Genomic DNA, 19,694 nt, shown 5'->3' on the forward strand with positions numbered 1-19,694 from the left:
ACATGACTCATATGAGAAAGCGTGGAATACGAATAGGTTTAGGAGTGTTCGTTGCAGCGCTAGTTAGTGCGATGTTATTGCTACTATTAAATACATACGGATTTTCCAGAGATTTGGACACCATGCTTAATGAATTTAACATCCAGCCTGAACAAGTGAAGGTCGTGGCAGATATTGATTCCAGAACCCAACTCATTTTTTATGATAACTATGCTACAGAGGGACTTTCCCTTGCCTTTGCACAGCAGAAACGATGGTCCTCTGAGTTAAGGTTAACTGGATGTTCTCTCTATGACGACCCTAGCGAAAGGGTAAATACCCGAATCTCTGCATTAAAGTGGTCGGATACGGACTATAACACCATCCTGTATGGAAAAATTCATGATCCGGACATTACACAGTTAAAAGTGAGCTATGATACAGCCTCTGCCTCAACTCTAATTGAAGCGAACATTGCCCCTTTAGCGAATGAGGACAGGCTCTGGTACGTTATCCTTACAAAACCTTTAACAGATGTGAAATTAAACATGGTTGGTTTAAACGAAAATGGAGATACAATCTATACGTATGGAGATGCCGAGATCTAGAAAGAGCATATAAGTAGATTCAAGCGAGCACCACTCTGAGCTGAATCATCAGCATGTATGTTCCAACTTTATAGCTCCATCTATATAAATGTTTATTTTTTAGTATTTTTCATAGAAAGCTGCAATCGAGATGGACGAACCCGTCTGAAAGGATTAACATGAAACGTATCACTATCCTTGAGATAGCACTAGACAGCACTAGAAGAAATAGAGATCGTTAAGGGAGGAAACCTACGATGGCAATATCTAAGGTACCAGGAGAAGTACATGTTGGCTTTATTGGAACAGGTGTGATGGGCAAAAGCATGGCAGGGCATATCCAACAAGCAGGCTATCCGTTACATGTCTATACCCGAACTGCAGCCAAAGCAGAAGCTTTGGTAAAGGAAGGTGCGGTATGGCATGATTCACCTGCCAAACTCGCGGCTGCCTGTGATGTAGTTATCACCATGGTTGGATATCCGAAAGACGTGGAAGAAATCTATCTCGGTGAGGACGGACTAGTAGCCAATGCCAAACCAGGCTCCTACTTGATCGATATGACTACATCTAGCCCATTGCTGGCTGCTCGGATCTATGAAGCGGCTGAAGCGAAAGGGCTGCATGCTCTGGATGCACCTGTATCAGGCGGCGACATTGGCGCTCGTGATGGTAAGCTCTCCATTATGGTTGGTGGATCTGCGGAGGCGTTTGAGGCTGTACGTCCTCTGTTGGAACAAATGGGTACAAATATCGTACTGCAAGGCAAAGCGGGAGCTGGTCAACATACTAAAATGTGCAACCAGATTGCGATTGCTTCTGGCATGATGGGTGTATGCGAAGCACTCGCCTACGCGAAGACTTCGGGATTGGACGCGGAGAGTGTGCTGAAGAGCATTGCCACCGGTGCAGCCGGCAGCTGGTCGCTTAGTAATCTCGGACCGCGGATGATCGCTGGCGATTTCGAGCCAGGATTCTATGTGAAACATTTTATTAAAGACATGGGAATTGCCTTAGAATCAGCGAAAGCCATGGGCATGAAGACACCAGGGTTAGCACTGGCAGAGTCGCTGTATCAAGAAATTGCCCAGAATGGATTCGACGAGAAAGGTACGCAAGTCCTCTACACATATTATCTTCAAGCATAGTTACGATGATGACAAAGGTCGTGTGTTCTTTTTTCTTCCGATTGGAGAAAGGCACACGGTCTTTTTTCATTCTCCCTTATATTTATGCGTCTAAAGTCACAGTATTGGTTAAATATCCAAGTATAATGGAAGTGAAACTTGAATTTTTGGCGTATATCCCTTTAATTCTCCTGCATTTTATCCGACATAAGTAATAGAAGTTTACATAATCAAGTTCATCATCCTCCAATGGATATTGTTCCGCTTCCCGCAAAGAACCGTAAACCTACACTAAATAGAACGGAGCTTGCCCATGTTTAAAAAAATTATGTCTCTGTTCAAGTCACAGCCAGAGCTAGCCAATTCGATTACTGCTTCAGCTCCTCCGATGTCTGCAACAATCCCAAGTCGGACACGGACGGCTCGTAGTCGTCGCAAAACGGAAGGGGACTGGCCCGTGCAACCAGTGGAACCAAGCACGGCGGAGCAGTTGTACCGTCTCCCCTCAGCGTACAAATGTTTGCATGATTTACTTGTAACTAATCCCAAATCCCGCTCAGGTTACTCACAGATTGATCATGTGGTCATCGGGCCAAGGGGATCTTCGTCATTGAGACTCGTAATTTAACCACAGGAGAGATTCGTGGGGAAGAAGAGAGGCCAATTGGACGGTTAGCAGCAGCCGAATTAAGATGTACAATCCGTTAATGCAGCATCGTGGACATGTAGAGGCGATTCAGGCACATCTTGGAGATTACAAAAGGGTTCGCCTCATCTCCATGGTGACATTCACCAATCGCTGCCGAATTAGCGTTGATCCTGCTGTACGCTATGTTCAATCGGATGAACTGATCATCTATGATCATGAACTCGTAGAGACGATTCTGCGCAAGACAGAGAGACTTGAGTCAGAGGTCCCGGAGACGGTGTACAAGGAGCAGGACATTCAAGCCATCTTCGAGATGTTGTCCTCCGCGAATTCGACAGATCCTCAGATTCGAGCAGAGCACATGGAGAAGGCGAAAGGCATCAAGTAGATTCAAGCCAGCTGTGTAAGTTGTACAAGTAACAAGTGATTGACCTTAATTCAATCGGTTTTCATGAACACCGTTATCTTCTAATAGATGACGGTGTTTTTTTATTTTTCGGCGCGATATGGGTAGGGAGTTGAAGACCCACATGGCACAGGTATATCGACGTATACACCCAAGATTTAACTTATGCTAAAATACAAACCATATGTAATTGTGAACTATGCATGTTATGTGAATCAAATTCGCGCGCTATGTAATTAATCCATACGAATGGATTATGTTCGGAAGTTCTATTCATTCCTTCATGTACAGGTTAATGAATCTCAGAGACAATCACAAGATAAGGGGAAGATCACACAATGAGTTGGAATCGTTCAATTAAAATGTTCGTTGCACTGTTTAGCTTGGCGGCTGTGTTGACCGCCTGTGGCGGAGGAGCTAAGGAAGCGAAGACGACGGAGCCGACCGAGGACTCCTCTCAAGTAACGGCGGCAACGGAAAAGCCAGCAGATCAGACAGCAGCTAGTTCGGATGCCGACACTTCATCTGATTCCAACACAAGCGAGACAGAGTCTTCGGTAAAAGAGGGACAGATCGGTCTTGATTCAACGATGGATGAACTCGTTGAGAAGTATGCGGACAACGTAGGCTATATCCGCATTCCGTTAGATGACCATCCGGTGCGCCGTGTGAGTGAGAAAGATTCCAAGAACGTGAACATTGCCAACTACAGTGATGCTGTAGTTGATGTGAATACGGGCAGACCTATTCATACAGATTCACAGCCATTAATTGATGATGCATTTCCTTTTTTCACAACCGTTCAAGCACCGAATGAATCCTATATAACATGGGAGGAAGCGACCAATCTGGAGCGTGCTATGGTTAAGACGCTGTTTATCGCTCGAGAAGGTCTGTTAATTACTGAGGAGGCGATGAATAACAAGGATTACAGCAATGCATCCTTCGTTAATACATTGCGTTTCTTCCAACAGTCCTCCGAGTTTGAGTCGATGGCACCTGTTGCACAAACGACTGATGATATCACACTGACCACGTTGTATGACAAGGCTCGTACATCATGGGCCAAGCTAGCGGAGATCGACCCAGCGCAGGATGAAGCAGCGTTTGCCGAAGTGTACAAGACAGCGAGAACGGATGCAAACAATGCGATGGGATTCCTTAATGTCCTGTTGTCCACGAACAAGGAAGAGCGAATCAAAGAAATTTACGGGGAATAATGAGAGCTCGGTCCAGAGCTAAGCTGGTTCGCGCAATTTCCACCACACTATTTTAGTATTCAACGGATTCAACGGATACAAATGCGTTCAAACTCTGATTGCCGCTTCTGTGGTTGTCAGAGTTTTTCTGTTTTTTCGCAAAGGGGTATGATATGTTTTTACAAGAAACTGGTAAGGAAGTAAGAGTGAGGTGCGTGTGTGTGAATTGGTGGGATGAAATTTGTAAACGCTTTAAATTCAGAACGAAACTCATTTTGTTTTTGTCGGCGGCCACGGTAGTCATCTCAGGAATTACGGGGTTAATCACCTATCGCATACATATCGACCTTTTTAATGAAGAAGTGAGTCGCCAGTACAGCCTTACCGCAGAGCAGATTCTTGCACGTCTAGATTCCCGGGTCAATGATATGTACAAAGTCACCGATTATATCACCCTGAATCCCTCCGTCAAAAATGCCATTAAGGCACAAGAAGCAGGCATCTCCTCCTATGATCAGATGAAGCTGGAAGATGAATTAGATGATCAGTTATACCAGGTACGATTGGATGCACCTGAGATTATGGGTCTCCGTATTTATGATTTGAAAGAAAATGTGTTTAATCTCGGAGCCTTTGCGGGTTCATTTCAACAGATGAATCCCTCCTATCTGGCAGAGATGGTTCATAGATTAGAAGGAACAGGCGGTGAATATGTTTGGAATCGTCTGGCATCGGATGCATTTATACAAGAAGAGAAGACCAATTGGATCTTAGCAGGACGATTAATGCGCTCTGTTGATCTGGAGACGTATGGTGTGATGTTAATACTGTTTAACACCTCGCTGTTTGAATCGTATCTCAAAGATCTGCGGCTAAATGATGAAGTTGCGGTGTATCTATTCGACACCAATGGTGAGCTTCTATATGCCTTTCATAATCAAGATGCTGATCCACCGCCCTTGAAGGAGTTGAGTATAGGGGCAACCGAGATTAGGGATGAACAGGGCACGACGCATTTGTATACCAAACAAACCTCAGACAAGGCTAATTTCACCTTGGTCAGCAAAGTATCACTAGCTCAGATTCAGAATAAAGGCAAGATCATCGTAAAAGTCGCCGTCTTCTCTGCGGTTGCTAGCATAGTATGCTCCTGGCTTATTATCACAATTATTAGTGGTAGGTTGTTGCGTCCGCTGGCGAGTATAGTCAATGCGATGAAAAGAGTGCGTGATGGACAGTTCAATACACGGGTACAGATTGAGACCCGGGATGAGCTAGGTTTCATCGGTGAACGATTCAATGCGATGGCTTCCCGGATTGACACACTGATCCATGAAGTGTACGAGCGGGAACTCAGTGAGAAAGAAGCGGAGCTCAAAGCCATTCAAGCACAACTGAACCCTCATTTCTTGTATAACACACTCACTATGTTTTTCTGGAAATTCTATATGCTTGGTGACGAGAAATCAGCCCGCCTGGTCACTGCCTTGTCCGAAATGCTGCAATATACGCTTGAACCTGTACAGCGATTAACGACCTTACAAGACGAGATGAACCAGATCGAACATTACTTGCAGATCCAGCAAGCACGTTACCAGGAAGCGTTGTCGATTGAAATTTCCGTTCCTTCAGAATTGCTCCGTTGCCAGGTGATTCGCTTGCTGCTTCAACCGATCGTGGAGAATGTGTTTGTTCATGCCTTTGCAGACAAGAGAGATAACCGTCATCTGCATATTCGTTGCTCACACCAAGATGGACAGGAAGCGGTACCAGACATGCTTATCATAGAAGTCTCAGATAATGGCTGCGGCATGAGCACATCGGTGATGGAACGCATTATGGAACCTATGGCACCTGCGGATGAGGAGCGTCAACATATAGGGATGCAGAGCGTTCTTCGAAGAATTGAGCTCATTCATGGCGATCCCTATGGTGTGCAGATCGAGTCGAAGGTAAATGAAGGCACTCTTGTACGGCTTCGCTTACCTTATCAGATAGGTGAAAATTCCCGTTCGGAACATTCAGATAACAGAGAGGAGTAGGTTCTGTGAATGGACGTTTGCTTGTGGTGGATGATGAAACGTTATTTCGTCAAGGACTGATCCATCTGATTCGGAATAATCCCCTTGGCTGGGAAGTTGTTGGGGAAGCGGCAGATGGAGAAGAAGCGATACAAGTCGTAGACCATTGCACACCTGATCTGATTATTACGGATATCAACATGCCTATAATGGACGGTCTGGACTTGGCTGAACGTATACACGAGAGTGGACGCGACATCATGATTATTATTTTGACAGGGTATCGTGAATTCGAATATGCGCAGCGCGCTATCCGTTACGGAGCGATTGAATTTCTACTGAAGCCGTTCTCCCTCGACGAAGCATGTCAGGTGCTACGTAAGGCACATGAACGATATCGCCAGAGACAGTCCGACAATCGAATCAGGGCACAATACAGTCAGGTTGACCGAACCGAAAGACTGAAAGAGGAACTGAACTCGCTATTGCTCCACCATCAATTCGCAGCGATCATTCAACGCATAGATGGACTCTTGGAAGAAGCGTCCCAAATGACTTTGCCACGAGCCAAAGAAGAGGTACATATGCTGATGAAGGTGATGACTGAATTGCTGGCACAGCAGCTTCAACTCCAGGAATCAGGTGGCACGGAACAATTTGGTGCAGAGCCATTGCTGTGGGTTCATAACGTACCGGAAGTCATCGCCTGGGCTCGATCTAAGAGTGAAGAGTGGTTGGATATGCTGAGAAGGTTAACTCAGGAACATCAGGATCATGTAATCACGCGAGTGATGCAGTATGTGGAGATGAATTATTCCAGAAGTTGCACGCTGCAATCAGTCTCCACGCATGTTCATGTGACACCCAACTATCTAAGTCATTTGTTCAAAAAAGAGACGGGACAAGGCTTTAGTCAATATGTTAGCAGGCGCCGAATTGAGAAAGCCAAATTGCTGCTTCACCGTACGCGGCAGAGCATGGCGGAGATCGCGGAACAAACCGGGTTCGATAATTCCAGTTATTTCACGACGGTATTCAAACAAATGACAGGTGTCTCGCCCCGGGAATACCGCAAGCAAACAGGTGAACATGTGAACAGGTAGACAGGTATATTAACGCAATTCCTCACAAGTAGCTGCCAATGTACAGTCTGTTTATTATCTAATGTATATCATTTCATACGCAGTTCGTTTTCCATAGCAACTTAATATCAGGGATGGCCCCACGATGGCATGTGGGGTTATTTTTGTGTAGAAATTTAAAAAAGAATCGTTAAATATCAAATGTTTACGCTTTCATTTTTATCTAAAATACAACTATAGTACATCAGCAGTAGCAGAAGGGAGTGATGCAAATGAAGGGGGAACTGACCGCAGGTTCACCATCTGGTTTCCAACCACCTGACAATGAAATGAAGCAGCGGATTCGCCAGCAACGGTTGCGAAGATTCAAGATGAATATTCCGTTAATCGTAATGTTTGTTCCAGTAATTTTGTTTTATCTGACCTTTCGTTATGCACCCATCGGGGGATTGGTCATGGCGTTCAAGGATTACAATTTTTACGACGGTTTATGGAACAGTCCGTGGGTCGGTTTGCAGCATTTTCAGACACTATTCAGTGATCCGCGTACGGTGGAGATTATACGTAACACGTTATTTCTCAGTTTATTAAGTATCATCATTGGATTTCCGATCCCGATTATTCTAGCTATTATGCTGAATGAAGTACGGAATATGGCTTTCAAGCGGACGGTGCAGACGGTGGTCTATATGCCGCATTTCTTCTCCTGGGTCATTATTGCGATGATGATCATGACGGTATTCTCCTTGGAGAATGGAATCGTGAACCGTTGGGTCGAAGCCTGGACGGGAGAACCTTATCCGTTTATGTATAACAAGGGTTCATGGATTGCGGTATTTGTTGGATCCGGCATCTGGAAGGACATGGGGTTCAATGCCATCATATTTCTCGCAGCGTTAACAACCATTGATCCGAGTCAGTATGAGGCTGCGCAGATGGATGGAGCCAGCAAGCTGCGTCAGATCTGGCATGTAACTCTTCCAGGGATACGTCCCACGATTATTCTGTTGCTTATATTGTCGATGGGTCGAGTTATGGAGGTTGGATTCGACCAGGTGTATATGCTCCAGAACTCTAATGTCAACGAGGTGGCGGATGTAATTAGTACATACATCTATCGTACAGGTCTTCAGGGGGCGCAGTTCAGTCTGACAACAGCCATGGGACTATTTGAATCCTTGGTCGCATTTATCCTTATATTCAGCGCGAACTCAATTGCACGTCGATTTAACGAAGGCTTGTGGTAAGGAGGGAGATCAGAACAGCATGAGGAAAACCAGAGGAGAAAAAGTATTTTATCTGATGAATTATGTCTTGTTATCATTGGTGGCGATTAGCTGTATTCTGCCCCTGCTGAATATCATCGCCCTGTCATTCAGTGATGCAAGAGCTGTTGTATCCGGTGAAGTGGGGCTGTGGCCCGTCGATTTTACCTGGTTCTCCTATCATAGTCTGATTACGGGGACGCCGATTCTGAATGCATTTTGGAACAGTGTGGAGATAACCTTAATCGGTACTGGGCTAAGCATGGCCGTAACGATTATGGCGGCTTATCCGCTGTCACGTAGACACTTTTATCACAGACGATTTTTTACGATGGCGATGGTGTTTACGATGATTTTTAACGGTGGACTCATTCCAACGTATCTAGTTGTGCAGAATCTCGGTCTCGTGAACAGTTATGGCGCACTCTGGTTACCGGGTCTTGTGAGTACGTATAACATGTTGATCATGCGATCTTATTTTGAAAATCTACCAGGGGAAGTGGACGAGGCTGCACGCATCGACGGTTGTGGAGAGCTTGGGCTCTTGTTCCGAATCGTGCTGCCGTTATCCAAACCATTGCTGGCGACGATTGCTCTCTTTTATGGCGTAGGCTATTGGAACTCATTCATGAGCGTAATGATTTATATCAATGATACGTCGAAATACAACATGACCGTACTAGTCCAAAACATGATTATGTCCAATCTGAATGTACAGGATTTTACCGATCCAACGATGATTTCGAACCTGACTCCAGAAGGCATTCGAGCAGCGGCTGTCATCGTGATGGTCATACCTATTCTGGCGGTATATCCGTTCTTGCAGAAGTACTTTGTCAAAGGGGTCATGCTTGGCTCAATTAAAGGGTAAGGCAGGCTGTCGGTCACATCGCATCAGTTCATAATATAGGGAGAAAGAGGGTCTTATCTATGGCGTTAACGATGAAGGCATGGATGAAGTCGAGTCTCGTTCTGGGGTTAATTGGCGGGTTATTGGCTGGATGTACTGGGGGAAGCTCAGGTGAACAGGCTGAAGGGGAGAACAGCAGGGGAAATATCACGTCAACGATTTATGATCGGGGAGCCGTCCCTAGCGGTATGGGTACGATTGAAGATAATATGTGGTCGAAGTGGATTAATGAGAATGGCCCGGCAAATGTAAAATATACAGCAGTTCCCCGCTGGGAATCACAATCCAAGCTGAATGTATTATTTGCTTCTGGTAGCGCGCCCGATCTTATCTTTGAATTCGGTACACCGATCCGAAATACACTGTTTAATCAGAAACAGTTGATGCCGCTAGATGACCTGATCGAGAACTCCAGTGTGGAATACAAGGCACTGATGGAGAAATATCCGCAGCTTAAGAAAGCGGGCATCAAAAGTGATGGCAAATTATACGAAGTGGGTCGTATGAATGAGGTTTTTCCACTGACGAGCTTTTTCATTCGTGAAGATTGGCTGGAGAAGCTGAATCTGGAGGTGCCGACTAATGAGGAAGAGATGCTGGCGGTTGCCAAGGCGTTTACAGAAAATGACCCTGACGGCAACGGAGTCAACGACACCTACGGTATAGGTGGATTTCAGTTCGGCGATACGGCAGGTCTGTTCCGGTATATGTATAATGCGAACTTTGTGAACATGGAGGACGGGGAGGTTGTGGTTGGCCCTAACCATTTGAAGGAAGCAACTTCATTCAAACGTGCGCTATATGAAGCAGGTGTAGTGGATAAAGATTTTCTGACCGATAAGGATGGAGCGAAGGCGAAGCAAGATTTCTTGAATGGCAAAATCGGCATGTATGCCGCTATGACTTCCGATTATACGGGGTTTGCAGCCAAGGAACTGGATACATTAATGCAGAATGTTCCAGAGGCAAAATTGAAGGTTATCCCGTTACCATCTACGTCGGTAGGACAGTATACGATGGTGTGGAACAATCCAGTTCAGATGACCGCAGCCATCAATGCTCGTACCAAAAATCCCGAAGCAGCTATGCAGTATATTGATTTTCTAACCAAAACAGAAAACGGTCGCACCTTCAAAAACGGATTTGAAGGCACACATTATACATTGAACGATCAAGGTTGTCCGCGCATCTCGGATCAGGAGAAATACAAGCAGGAGATAAGCTGGGCAGGCGATTATGCGATGCTGTACAGTCGCTTAGAGGAAGGTAAGTGCGGTTATACCGAAATGCTGTTCAGTGAAGAGATTCCATCGCAGAAGGAAGGACTACGTCTCTTCAAGGAAGCGCGGGAGGTCTATATGACGGATCTTCCTGTGGGAGAAGGTGTTACCCATTCGGAGCATATGCCGCAGTTACCGAAGGAACTTCAAGTGAAGTTTACAAATGTGAGCACAGCCATCAATGATATTTATACCCGTTCCATAATTGGTGGCAGCAAATATACGGTTGAGCAGGCTGCTATCGATGCACAGAAGCAGTGGGAACAGGGAGGCGGCTCAGAGATCGAAGCGTGGTACAAGGACTGGTGGAGCAAGGAGAAGGATAACGTATTAGTATGGGAAGATTTCTATGAAATCTATGAACAGCAACAGGCGGACTTTGAGAAATCAGAGTGAAATTATTGCTTTGAACAAAGTATATCTGGAGGGGCTAGATTACAGTGAAAAGCACTGGTCTACTTCAAATCAAAAGAACCAGGACATGATGTCCTGGTTCTTTTGATTTGAAGGTTAGCTCTAAACTAAAGGGATGGTAGGATGGAAGTATTAGGTTAGGATCATCAGATATAGACAGATGAACCTTTCAGTCTGCTGATACTCAGGGGAGATGAATGGTCTGAATATGATCGGTGTGCATAATTAAAGAAGTCCCTTCCGCTTCTACAAGTGTAAGCAAATGACCGTTTGTACTCTTCAGTAATCCTGCATGGTACGGCTTGGAATCAAGGTTGATAATTACAAGTTCACCTATCATTTTATGCAGTTGCTGATCGAATGTACGGGAGAGTGGCATGGACGAGGGCTGAATAGGGAAATGTTGCTGACTAAGAGAGTATGGTGTGCTGTTGGTAGGGGATGGAATGATATACTTCAGATGATTGATTGAAACGTATAGAGAAGAGTGATATAAGGGAGAGTAGAACATAAAATAGTCATTCATAATGTTCGTAATATAACCATGCAGTGTTCGTCCTGCGATCGATATCTCGCTGAATCGTCCACGGGCGTTCATCAGCATTTTTCGATACGAAATGTTGTCGTGGTCAATCTCGGGGTCAGGCTTCGGAATAACCGCACTTAAATCTGAGTTGTTGGCATGCATGGTTTGAACATGATGAAGTGGAATATAGATAAAACGATGGTTTTCATAGACTACAATCAGATCCTGACCTACATCAATAATCTCTCCTTGAATTGGAAGTTTACAGCCAGCCAGTTCCAATTCAATTGATTTACCCAGCCAATGCGTAACGAGTTCCACAGTATTCCTCCTCTCAATAGATTATAGATGTCCAAATAAATAATGAAATTAGGCTAACAATTAGACTGATGGGTACCACAATGATAGTAACTTTCATATACTGTTTCCAGGAGACTCGAATATGATGGGTCTTTAATATATACATCCAAATTAATGTTGCTAAGGTACCTATTGGTGTCAGCAAGGCTCCGATATCACTTCCCAGAATATTTGCAAGATACGCAAGATGCAGTTGAGATTCACTCAGTTGAAGATCAGTAACGGCAAAGGTTCCAATCATGACAGAAGGCAAATTGTTGAACAGATTGGAAAGCAGAGTGAGCATTAGCCCTGACACAGCGATAATACTGGCATTTCCTCCTTCTATCATAGGTTTCATCCACTGAATAATGGATGCTGTCATTCCTGCTCGGTGAAGACTATCCACAATAACATAAATGCTGAAGGCAAAGAGTAGAATGTGCCAAGGTGTTTGTGTTATCACATCTTTGAGTCCAGTACGGGTACGGTACCAACGCACAATGAGCATGAGAATAACACCGGTGAGTGCGACAACTTCCATGCGTATACCGACTTGCTCAGCTAGAAAGTATCCTGCTCGGATAAATACAACGATGCCTATACAGACACGGAACAGCCACCAGTCTACTTTATTCTCCGTTTCATCGGTCTGTAGTGGATGATATCCTGAACCTGATGAAGATTGCAGGGATACAGGGAAGTGATGAATGACTTTGGGAATACTCCTGCGAAAATAATAGAATAAAAGTACGGTCATCACTATGATCGCAAGCATAGAAGGCACAAACATCATCTGAGTATACGTATTCAGATTTAAGCCTACCATTTGCAGAGCAATCAGATTAGCTAGATTACTAAGGCCAATTGGCGCACTTGAAGCCGTAGCGATGAGCGCACCGGAGATCAGGTAGGGCAACTGTTGATGCATTTTCAAACGAAGGATGAAACAGATTCGAATAATAATCGGAGTTGTAATTAGAATACTGCCATCATTATTGAAGAAGATGGTCATGAGAAAACAAAGTAATAGAACTAGCCAGAACAATCGAAAGCCAGAACCTCTCGCTTTCTCAATCATATTCAAGGCGATCCAGCGAAAAAAACCGATGCTATCCAGGATAATTGACATTACAATGGTAGAGAGAATCGTTACGGCTGCACCAGATACGATTCCAAAGATTCCAACAATATGAGCATAGCTGCTCACTCCAGTTAAAATAAGAAGAAGGGCGCCAAGTGAGGTGGGGATGGATTCATTTAATCCACCAGGACGCCACATCAGGAAAATGACAGTGATGATAAATACCCCAAAGGTTAACCACATCTGGTAGTCCGACATTTACTGTGATTCACCTCCCAGGGGGAGAAGTCCGGACGAAGCTTGGAGTAGATGTTCATGGGATGGAGTGGTAGGTCTTCCGGGCGCAACGATCCAGTAAAAAGGCACACCAATTAAGACTAATGCAATGAAGATCAACATGATAATTCCCCCCTTTAAGCTAGTAGATAACTTAAGAGATTAGTTTAGTTTGTTTAATTCTTTTTACCGCCAGATTTGTTGCCACGGGATTTGTTCCCGCCTGACTTGTTGCCATGGGCGTGGTTCTCTTGAACCCGTTGTCCCTGAGAGCGATTGCCTTGATTGCTTCGCGACTTGTTGCCATTGGATTTGTTCCCGCCTGACTTGTTGCCATGGGCTTGGTTCTCTTGAACCCGCTGTCCTTGGGAGCGATTGCCTTGATTGCTCCGAGACTTGTTGCCACTGGATTTATTCCCGCCAGACTTATTACTCTGGGCTTGATTTCCTTGGGAACGATTTCCACGGGACTGGTTGCCTTGAGCCGCCTGATTACCTTGAGCGGCTTGGTTTCCTTGACTTGTATTGTTATTGTTGTTGCCGCCACCACGTATGACGGATACAGATTTCACATGTTGTATCGGAATACGAACAATCTCCTGATTTTTCAAAGTTATGATCAATTGGTTCTGGTTGGCATCAGCCAGAATACCTTCGACTTTCTCAGGTCCTCCACGGTTGATCTGGACACGGCGGAAGCGGAGTGCCTGCATAACGCCCAGAAACGTGTTGGCGGGAATAGGGTTACCCATGGCTGTACTTCTGTTCCCACCGGAACGACCTGTATCTGTTATGCTTTTGACATGTGTTTCATTAACGTAGACGATCCCTTCTTTACATTTTATTGCCATATAGTCCCAGCGTACGTCCGTCAGTGTACCTTGTACTGAATCAGGTCCTCCCCGGTTAACCTTAATTTCTCTTCCCAACAAACCTCTCATTCCTTCACCATTCATAGACATTGTGTTTTACCCCTTCCATGATATAAGTTCAGATGGACAAAAATGGTGGATGTGATCGTGATCCCTTCCATTTGTCATTCGTGTCTGTCTGTAGTTTAAGCATATGTGACATGCTTCTTGGAGGGACTAGCCGGGAATCTATTTTTATACTATTTTGGCTATAATCTATGAAATTGAATGTATACTTATAGATTAATATCACCTCTAACTTCACAGTCTTAGATGTGATGCTGGAGGTGAAGCTGGAGGTAATACATACAGGACTATGCATTCGCCCGTACGATTTTCTGTTTTTCTGCATAGGATGAGATAAAGACCTACGGGCGAATCTCACAGGTACTCGAAAGGCGGATGGAAATGGCTTTACCTGTCTACCATATCAGCTTGTCTACAACCGAATATCAACAGTTAACCTCCAATATATGGTCAGATACGTTTGTGAACAGCACGATGAAGATGGATGGCAAGCAGATTCCGATCCGGATTCGTTACCGAGGGGGCATACACGCGGTTATGCCAAAAAATCATTTGAGATTCGCACTGCTAGCCGAACGTATCACTTTAATGCAGAGTACGATGATCCTTCGCTCATTCGCAATGCGCTTTCTTTTCGCTTTTTTGAGTCGATCCGGGTGCCTGCTCCATCTACCAAGCACTGCGTTTTATACTTGAACGGACAGCTTCTGGGAGTATACCTAAGAATCGAAGGTGTAAAATCCTTCTTTTTTCGCCAACGGAAAATTCCCGTACGTAGTATCTTTTACGCGGTGAATGACCATGCTGGTTTTACATTAAATTCGGATTCCTCTTCAACAAGCACCAATCTATTATCCGGATACAGCTTAATTCGGGGCAAAGATGTGGATCGCACAAGGTTAAGTACCTTTGTTCGACAGTTGAACACAAAGTCCAGACTGGAATTGTATCGTTTTTTACAGACAAGGGTGGATACGGACAACTATTTGCGCTGGTTAAGTGGAGCTGTGCTTACTGGGAACTTTGACGGATTTCATCAAAATTACACATGGTATGAGAAAATCAAAAGCGGGAAATATGGTATCTTACCTTGGGATTATGAGGGTACTTGGGGGAGGAACTGTTATGGAACGCGAGTTGACTCCAATCTTGTTCGTATTCAAGGCTATAACAAACTTACCGGACGACTGCTGGCATTCCGCAGTTTCCGTCAACAATACAAGAAACTGATGCAGCAACACCTATCGAGTGTTTTTACAGAGCAGAAAATTATGCCCATCGTGAATCGACTACACCATGAAATTTTCGAAGAAGTCGAGCAAGATCCTTATATGAAATGGCCTATGGATGTGTTTGCTGATGAACCCGAGAGAATTCGTACCTACGTGGCAGAACGGCGGGAATATCTCCATGAGAAGCTACATCAGTTGTGAGCATACGAACCGCTTGGGAAGGGCATACCTTCCTTTTTTTGCGTTAAAAAAGAGGGGAAGACTATTTCTTGCAGAAAAGTAGGGTAATAAGAATAGAAGCAGGATTGTAAAATACGTTATAATAACCATATATGTACATAGGAAATGATTACATAGTGGGCAAAGTGGAGAAAACAACATGTCTAATGGAGGCTCTGAACTGAATAGGATAGCGGTTTAGAGCGCTCCGAGCCGGAGGAATACTTATGATCAAGCTGTTGTACTATTTGAAGAAGTACCGAGTTGCCGCCATTGCTGCCCTGGTCATGATGTTGATTGAGCTTGCAGTGGAGCTGGCTCAGCCGTATCTCATCTCGAAGATTATCGATAACGGCATACAGGAAGGGAATCTGTCCGTCGTCTGGTTTTGGGGCGGAGTGCTCGTGGCGAGTGCGGTTGTGGCTTTTGCTGCCGGGATTGCCAGTTCGTTTTTTGCATCCCATGCGAGCTTAGGATTCGGATACGATCTGCGGGAGAAGCTGTATGATAAAGTGCAAGCGTTCTCTTACGCCGTTTTCAATCGTTTCGCCACCTCATCGCTCATTACCCGCTTAACAGGGGACGTTACCCAGGTTCAGGATACCGTCTTCATGAGTCTACGCTTCATGACGCGTGTGCCTCTGGTCGTGATTGGTAGCATGATTATGGCCGTAGTTGTTAATCCGCGATTGGGTCTGCTGCTGGTCGTTATGGTGCCTGTGTTGCTTGTTGTCGTGGTCTGGATGATCAAAAAGGCAGCGCTGCTGTTCCGCAATGTGCAGCGCAGATTGGATGCCGTCAACGGAGTCATCCAGGAGAATCTGACAGGCATTCGGCTGATCCGTGTCTTCGTGCGGATGGGCCATGAGATTGAACGCTTTGCCGGCTTCAGCGGCAAGCTGATGAAAGGCACGATCTCCGCGCTACGCTTAACGGAGACGACGATGCCGTTCATGCTGCTCATGATGAACGGTTGCATTATCGCTGTGTTATGGTTCGGGCGAGCAGATATTAACTCGGGCAGTGCAACTGTGGGTGAAGTGGTTGCTGTCATTAACTACCTGCTTCGTACCATTGGGGCAATGTCTGCACTATCGTGGATTCTCGTGACATTCTCCCGAGCAAGCGCTTCAGCACAGCGGCTGAATGAAGTCTTTGAAACGGAGGACGATTCAGAGTCGGCTCAGAAGTCAGCGAATTCATTTTCTACAGAATCAGGACAGTCTGCATCAGCAGCAGAACAAGGAATATCCATGTTGACTCCAAAACAACAGTCAATACAAGGTGCGGTTGAGTTTAAGAATGTTGGCTTTCACTATCCGAACAGTGATATTACGGTACTTGAAAATATCTCGTTCTCTGCTCGCCAAGGTGAGCGCATTGCCATTATGGGAGCGACAGGCTCAGGCAAGTCTTCACTTGTACAGTTAATTCCAAGACTATACACGGAGGACACGGGTCAGATCCGGATTGATGGTACCAACGCAGAACGTTTGGATACCTCGTTGCTGCGTGGGGCAATCGGTTATGTTCCACAGGAGGTTGTCCTATTCACGGGGTCTGTCCGTGATAATATCGCTTGGGGCAGAGAGGATGCTACGCTCGCTGAGATTCAAGAAGCCGCCAAGCGTGCTCAGATTCATGAAACGATTGAGAAATTGCCGAATGGTTATGATACACAGTTAGGTCAACGCGGCGTTAACCTGTCGGGTGGACAGAAGCAACGTTTATCCATTGCAAGGGCACTAATTCGTCGTCCAAGTATTCTGATTTTGGATGACAGTACAAGTGCACTGGATGTGGCAACAGAAGCAAGGTTATTGGATGCACTGGAGGAGCTATCGTGCACAACCTTTATCATTACACAGAAGATTAGCTCCACAACCTCGGCCGATCTAATTCTGCTGCTGGATGATGGGCGTCTAATCGGGCAAGGTAAACATGAAGATCTGATGGATTCATCGGAATTGTACCGTCGCATCTATCAATCACAATATGGGGAGGGCACGCCGCATGTTCAAAGCATTCATTGAACCCTTCCGTCAACCGCCACCACCGCTTGATCCTGCAACGCTCAAAGGCGGCGGCTCTAAGCCGAAGGCAAGGGCGAAGAATTGGTCAGGTACATTGGGGCGGATCTGGACGTATCTTGCACGCCGCAAAGTGAAGCTCTCACTGGTGCTACTGATGGTATTTGCAAGCTCAGCACTTGCGTTGCTCGGGCCATATATGGTGGGCGTCGCAGTGGATAGCTTTATGGATGGAGAATCAACCAGCGCTAGTTGGACCAGGTTCCTGCTTGGACTGGTTGCGGTGTATGTACTGTTCTCCCTGACATCTTGGCTGCAAAATATATGGATGATCGAAATCGCACAGGAGACGGTATATCGTATGCGGTATGACCTGTTCTCCCACCTGCACAAATTGCCCATTCCATTCTTCGGCAAACGTCAGCAAGGTGAGATTATGAGTCGGGTTACGAATGATATCGAGAATGTTAGCGGTACATTGAACAGCTCGGCCATTCAGATTTTTTCAAGTATATTAACACTACTGGGAACGTTTGGTGTCATGCTCTGGCTGAGTCCACTGCTGACCTTGCTTACGTTTATCGTCGTGCCGCTTATGGCTCTTGGCATGCGCTGGATTACGCGTCGAACAGGGCCACTTTTCAAGGAGCGGCAGCGTAATCTGGGTGAACTGAATGGATATATTGAAGAGACGTTATCTGGTCAGCGGATCATTAAAGCATTTTCACAAGAGGAACGGGTCATTCGTGGGTTTGAGGAGCGAAATACTCGAATCCGGATTTCCGGCTTCTGGGCGCAGACCATCTCGGGTTTTATACCGAAGCTGATGAACGGACTCAACAACCTGAGCTTCGCCATTGTAGCAGGGATCGGCGGTATTCTGGCGATTCAAGGTACGGTTACTGTGGGGATCATCATCATTTTCGTCGAATATGCTCGTCAATTCACACGTCCGCTGAACGATCTAGCGAATCAGTGGAATACGTTATTGTCGGCTATAGCCGGAGCGGAGCGTGTATTTGAAGTGCTGGATGAAGATGAAGAAGCGAAGGATGAGGGTGCAGCGGTATCGCTTGAGAAGGTGGAGGGAGCGGTACGTTTTGACCGGGTTTCCTTTGGATACGATGAAGGTCGTAACATTTTGCATGAGATTAGTTTTGAGGCGAAGCCGGGAGAGATGATTGCGTTAGTAGGCCCAACTGGGGCAGGCAAAACCACGCTAATTCAGCTATTGTCCCGCTTCTATGATCCAACGGCGGGTACGCTGACAGTGGATGAACGGGATCTCACAACCATTCGCCGAGAGAATCTGCGTTCTCATATGGCATTTGTTCTTCAGGATTCATTCCTGTTTCAAGGGACGATTCGGGAAAATATTCGCTTCGGCCGTCTGGATGCATCAGACGAAGAGGTGGAGATTGCCTCCAAACTAGCCAATGCGCATTCCTTTATTACGCGAATGAAGGGTGGTTATGACAAAGTGCTCCAGGCCGATGGCAGCGGCATCAGTCAAGGACAGAAGCAACTGCTTGCCATCGCACGTGCGATTCTGGCCGACCCATCCATTCTTGTACTTGATGAGGCGACAAGTAGTATTGATACCGTTACAGAGATCAAAATTCAGGAAGGGCTGCAACGTCTGATGCAGGGGCGTACCAGCTTTGTCATTGCTCACAGGCTGAACACAATCCGCCAAGCAGACCGGATTCTAGTGCTGAAGGATGGACATCTGCTGGAACAAGGCTCGCATGACGTCTTGCTGGAGCAAGGCGGCTTCTACAGCGAGCTGTATTACAGTCAGTTACGCAAGAAAGCACAGTAATAGCTGGGTGAGTCATGGGCATTCTCGGATACGTCTCCTTGGTACCACAGGAGCTCAACGGGATGACTCATGATTACAGTAAGTGCAACCGAATGAAGGGATATACAGAAACGGACATCTATATGGGTGTCCGTTTTTCTTTATGGATCGTATGGACGTATTTGTTTAATTGATTGTTTTATTACCTAACACACGCATGCTCATATGATTAATGAATTAATACGATGCTTGACAGCAAAACGGAGTGGATGTATATTTAGCTCACGAACACTTAGATATCTAACTTTAAGATGTTATACAAAGGGGAGG

17 protein-coding genes are annotated in these 19,694 nt (G+C 45.6%); 13 read left to right on the plus strand and 4 right to left on the minus strand.

The features are described from left to right. Window positions 1-2: 2 nt before the first annotated feature. The 10 genes from DMB88_RS05270 to DMB88_RS05310 all read left to right on the plus strand — a co-directional run bounded on the left by DMB88_RS05270 (window position 3) and on the right by DMB88_RS05310 (window position 10,901). The gene (locus DMB88_RS05270) at window positions 3-587 is read left to right on the plus strand and encodes a hypothetical protein (RefSeq protein WP_128100500.1); all 585 of its coding nucleotides are present in this window, start codon (window positions 3-5) and stop codon (window positions 585-587) included. 236 nt (window positions 588-823) lie between these two features. Beyond that, the gene (locus DMB88_RS05275; RefSeq protein WP_128100501.1) at window positions 824-1,714 is read left to right on the plus strand and encodes an NAD(P)-dependent oxidoreductase; all 891 of its coding nucleotides are present in this window, start codon (window positions 824-826) and stop codon (window positions 1,712-1,714) included. Between the two features lie 292 nt (window positions 1,715-2,006). Then, on the plus strand, window positions 2,007-2,321 hold the full coding sequence (locus DMB88_RS30840; protein WP_254438466.1) for a nuclease-related domain-containing protein: 315 nt from the start codon (window positions 2,007-2,009) through the stop codon (window positions 2,319-2,321). A 64-nt stretch (window positions 2,322-2,385) separates the two neighbouring features. Continuing rightward, the gene (locus DMB88_RS30845; protein ID WP_254438467.1) at window positions 2,386-2,730 is read left to right on the plus strand and encodes a hypothetical protein; all 345 of its coding nucleotides are present in this window, start codon (window positions 2,386-2,388) and stop codon (window positions 2,728-2,730) included. A gap of 356 nt (window positions 2,731-3,086) precedes the next feature. Next, window positions 3,087-3,968 (plus strand): hypothetical protein, encoded by an 882-nt coding sequence (locus DMB88_RS05285; protein WP_128100502.1) that lies wholly within the window; start codon window positions 3,087-3,089, stop codon window positions 3,966-3,968. A 200-nt stretch (window positions 3,969-4,168) separates the two neighbouring features. Continuing rightward, window positions 4,169-5,989: a cache domain-containing sensor histidine kinase gene (locus DMB88_RS05290; RefSeq protein WP_164848614.1), complete on the plus strand. Its 1,821-nt coding sequence runs from the start codon at window positions 4,169-4,171 to the stop codon at window positions 5,987-5,989. A 5-nt stretch (window positions 5,990-5,994) separates the two neighbouring features. Then, window positions 5,995-7,071 (plus strand): response regulator, encoded by a 1,077-nt coding sequence (locus DMB88_RS05295; protein ID WP_128100504.1) that lies wholly within the window; start codon window positions 5,995-5,997, stop codon window positions 7,069-7,071. Between the two features lie 308 nt (window positions 7,072-7,379). Then, window positions 7,380-8,297: an ABC transporter permease gene (locus DMB88_RS05300; protein ID WP_251383754.1), complete on the plus strand. Its 918-nt coding sequence runs from the start codon at window positions 7,380-7,382 to the stop codon at window positions 8,295-8,297. A 19-nt stretch (window positions 8,298-8,316) separates the two neighbouring features. Continuing rightward, complete coding sequence (locus DMB88_RS05305) at window positions 8,317-9,186, plus strand: carbohydrate ABC transporter permease (protein ID WP_128100506.1); 870 nt, start codon at window positions 8,317-8,319, stop codon at window positions 9,184-9,186. Window positions 9,187-9,245: 59 nt separating this feature from the next. Next, window positions 9,246-10,901 (plus strand): extracellular solute-binding protein, encoded by a 1,656-nt coding sequence (locus tag DMB88_RS05310; RefSeq protein ID WP_128100507.1) that lies wholly within the window; start codon window positions 9,246-9,248, stop codon window positions 10,899-10,901. Between the two features lie 202 nt (window positions 10,902-11,103). Here the strand turns inward: DMB88_RS05310 and DMB88_RS05315 are convergent, their stop codons facing one another. The 4 genes from DMB88_RS05315 to DMB88_RS05325 are packed head-to-tail and all read right to left on the minus strand — an operon-like array spanning window position 11,104 to window position 14,106. Next, entirely contained in the window at window positions 11,104-11,766 is a 663-nt protein-coding gene (locus DMB88_RS05315; protein WP_128100508.1) for a DUF2642 domain-containing protein, read from the minus strand. Window positions 11,767-11,779: 13 nt separating this feature from the next. Continuing rightward, a complete protein-coding gene (locus DMB88_RS05320; RefSeq protein ID WP_128100509.1) occupies window positions 11,780-13,126 on the minus strand; it encodes an arsenic transporter in 1,347 nt (448 codons plus the stop codon). Further along, window positions 13,127-13,267: a hypothetical protein gene (locus DMB88_RS30140; protein ID WP_164848615.1), complete on the minus strand. Its 141-nt coding sequence runs from the start codon at window positions 13,265-13,267 to the stop codon at window positions 13,127-13,129. It abuts the gene before it with no gap. Window positions 13,268-13,320: 53 nt separating this feature from the next. Continuing rightward, entirely contained in the window at window positions 13,321-14,106 is a 786-nt protein-coding gene (locus tag DMB88_RS05325) for a hypothetical protein (RefSeq protein WP_128100510.1), read from the minus strand. A gap of 422 nt (window positions 14,107-14,528) precedes the next feature. Here DMB88_RS05325 and DMB88_RS05330 point away from each other — a divergent pair, with 422 nt between their 5' ends. From DMB88_RS05330 to DMB88_RS05340, 3 genes are all read left to right on the plus strand, one after another. Further along, window positions 14,529-15,515: a CotH kinase family protein gene (locus DMB88_RS05330; protein ID WP_254438468.1), complete on the plus strand. Its 987-nt coding sequence runs from the start codon at window positions 14,529-14,531 to the stop codon at window positions 15,513-15,515. 245 nt (window positions 15,516-15,760) lie between these two features. After that, on the plus strand, window positions 15,761-17,566 hold the full coding sequence (locus DMB88_RS05335) for an ABC transporter ATP-binding protein (protein ID WP_128100511.1): 1,806 nt from the start codon (window positions 15,761-15,763) through the stop codon (window positions 17,564-17,566). After that, entirely contained in the window at window positions 17,547-19,385 is a 1,839-nt protein-coding gene (locus DMB88_RS05340; protein WP_128100512.1) for an ABC transporter ATP-binding protein, read from the plus strand. The genes DMB88_RS05335 and DMB88_RS05340 overlap by 20 nt, the downstream gene beginning before the upstream one ends. Window positions 19,386-19,694 lie beyond the last annotated feature (309 nt).

It is taken from the genome of Paenibacillus sp. DCT19 (genome assembly GCF_003268635.1).
Taxonomy (GTDB): Bacteria; Bacillota; Bacilli; order Paenibacillales; family Paenibacillaceae; genus Paenibacillus.

What these genes read in the sequence shown, in the direction of transcription:
- DMB88_RS30140 (WP_164848615.1), bottom strand. Translation starts at nt 13,267, where the DNA reads ATGTTGATCTTCATTGCATTAGTCTTAATTGGTGTGCCTTTTTACTGG.
- DMB88_RS05320 (WP_128100509.1), bottom strand. Translation starts at nt 13,126, where the DNA reads ATGTCGGACTACCAGATGTGGTTAACCTTTGGGGTATTTATCATCACT.
- DMB88_RS05285 (WP_128100502.1), top strand. Translation starts at nt 3,087, where the DNA reads ATGAGTTGGAATCGTTCAATTAAAATGTTCGTTGCACTGTTTAGCTTG.
- DMB88_RS05305 (WP_128100506.1), top strand. Translation starts at nt 8,317, where the DNA reads ATGAGGAAAACCAGAGGAGAAAAAGTATTTTATCTGATGAATTATGTC.
- DMB88_RS30845 (WP_254438467.1), top strand. Translation starts at nt 2,386, where the DNA reads ATGTACAATCCGTTAATGCAGCATCGTGGACATGTAGAGGCGATTCAG.
- DMB88_RS05340 (WP_128100512.1), top strand. Translation starts at nt 17,547, where the DNA reads ATGTTCAAAGCATTCATTGAACCCTTCCGTCAACCGCCACCACCGCTT.
- DMB88_RS05300 (WP_251383754.1), top strand. Translation starts at nt 7,380, where the DNA reads ATGAAGCAGCGGATTCGCCAGCAACGGTTGCGAAGATTCAAGATGAAT.
- DMB88_RS05330 (WP_254438468.1), top strand. Translation starts at nt 14,529, where the DNA reads ATGGTCAGATACGTTTGTGAACAGCACGATGAAGATGGATGGCAAGCA.
- DMB88_RS05310 (WP_128100507.1), top strand. Translation starts at nt 9,246, where the DNA reads ATGGCGTTAACGATGAAGGCATGGATGAAGTCGAGTCTCGTTCTGGGG.
- DMB88_RS05335 (WP_128100511.1), top strand. Translation starts at nt 15,761, where the DNA reads ATGATCAAGCTGTTGTACTATTTGAAGAAGTACCGAGTTGCCGCCATT.
- DMB88_RS05270 (WP_128100500.1), top strand. Translation starts at nt 3, where the DNA reads ATGACTCATATGAGAAAGCGTGGAATACGAATAGGTTTAGGAGTGTTC.
- DMB88_RS05325 (WP_128100510.1), bottom strand. Translation starts at nt 14,106, where the DNA reads ATGTCTATGAATGGTGAAGGAATGAGAGGTTTGTTGGGAAGAGAAATT.
- DMB88_RS30840 (WP_254438466.1), top strand. Translation starts at nt 2,007, where the DNA reads ATGTTTAAAAAAATTATGTCTCTGTTCAAGTCACAGCCAGAGCTAGCC.
- DMB88_RS05275 (WP_128100501.1), top strand. Translation starts at nt 824, where the DNA reads ATGGCAATATCTAAGGTACCAGGAGAAGTACATGTTGGCTTTATTGGA.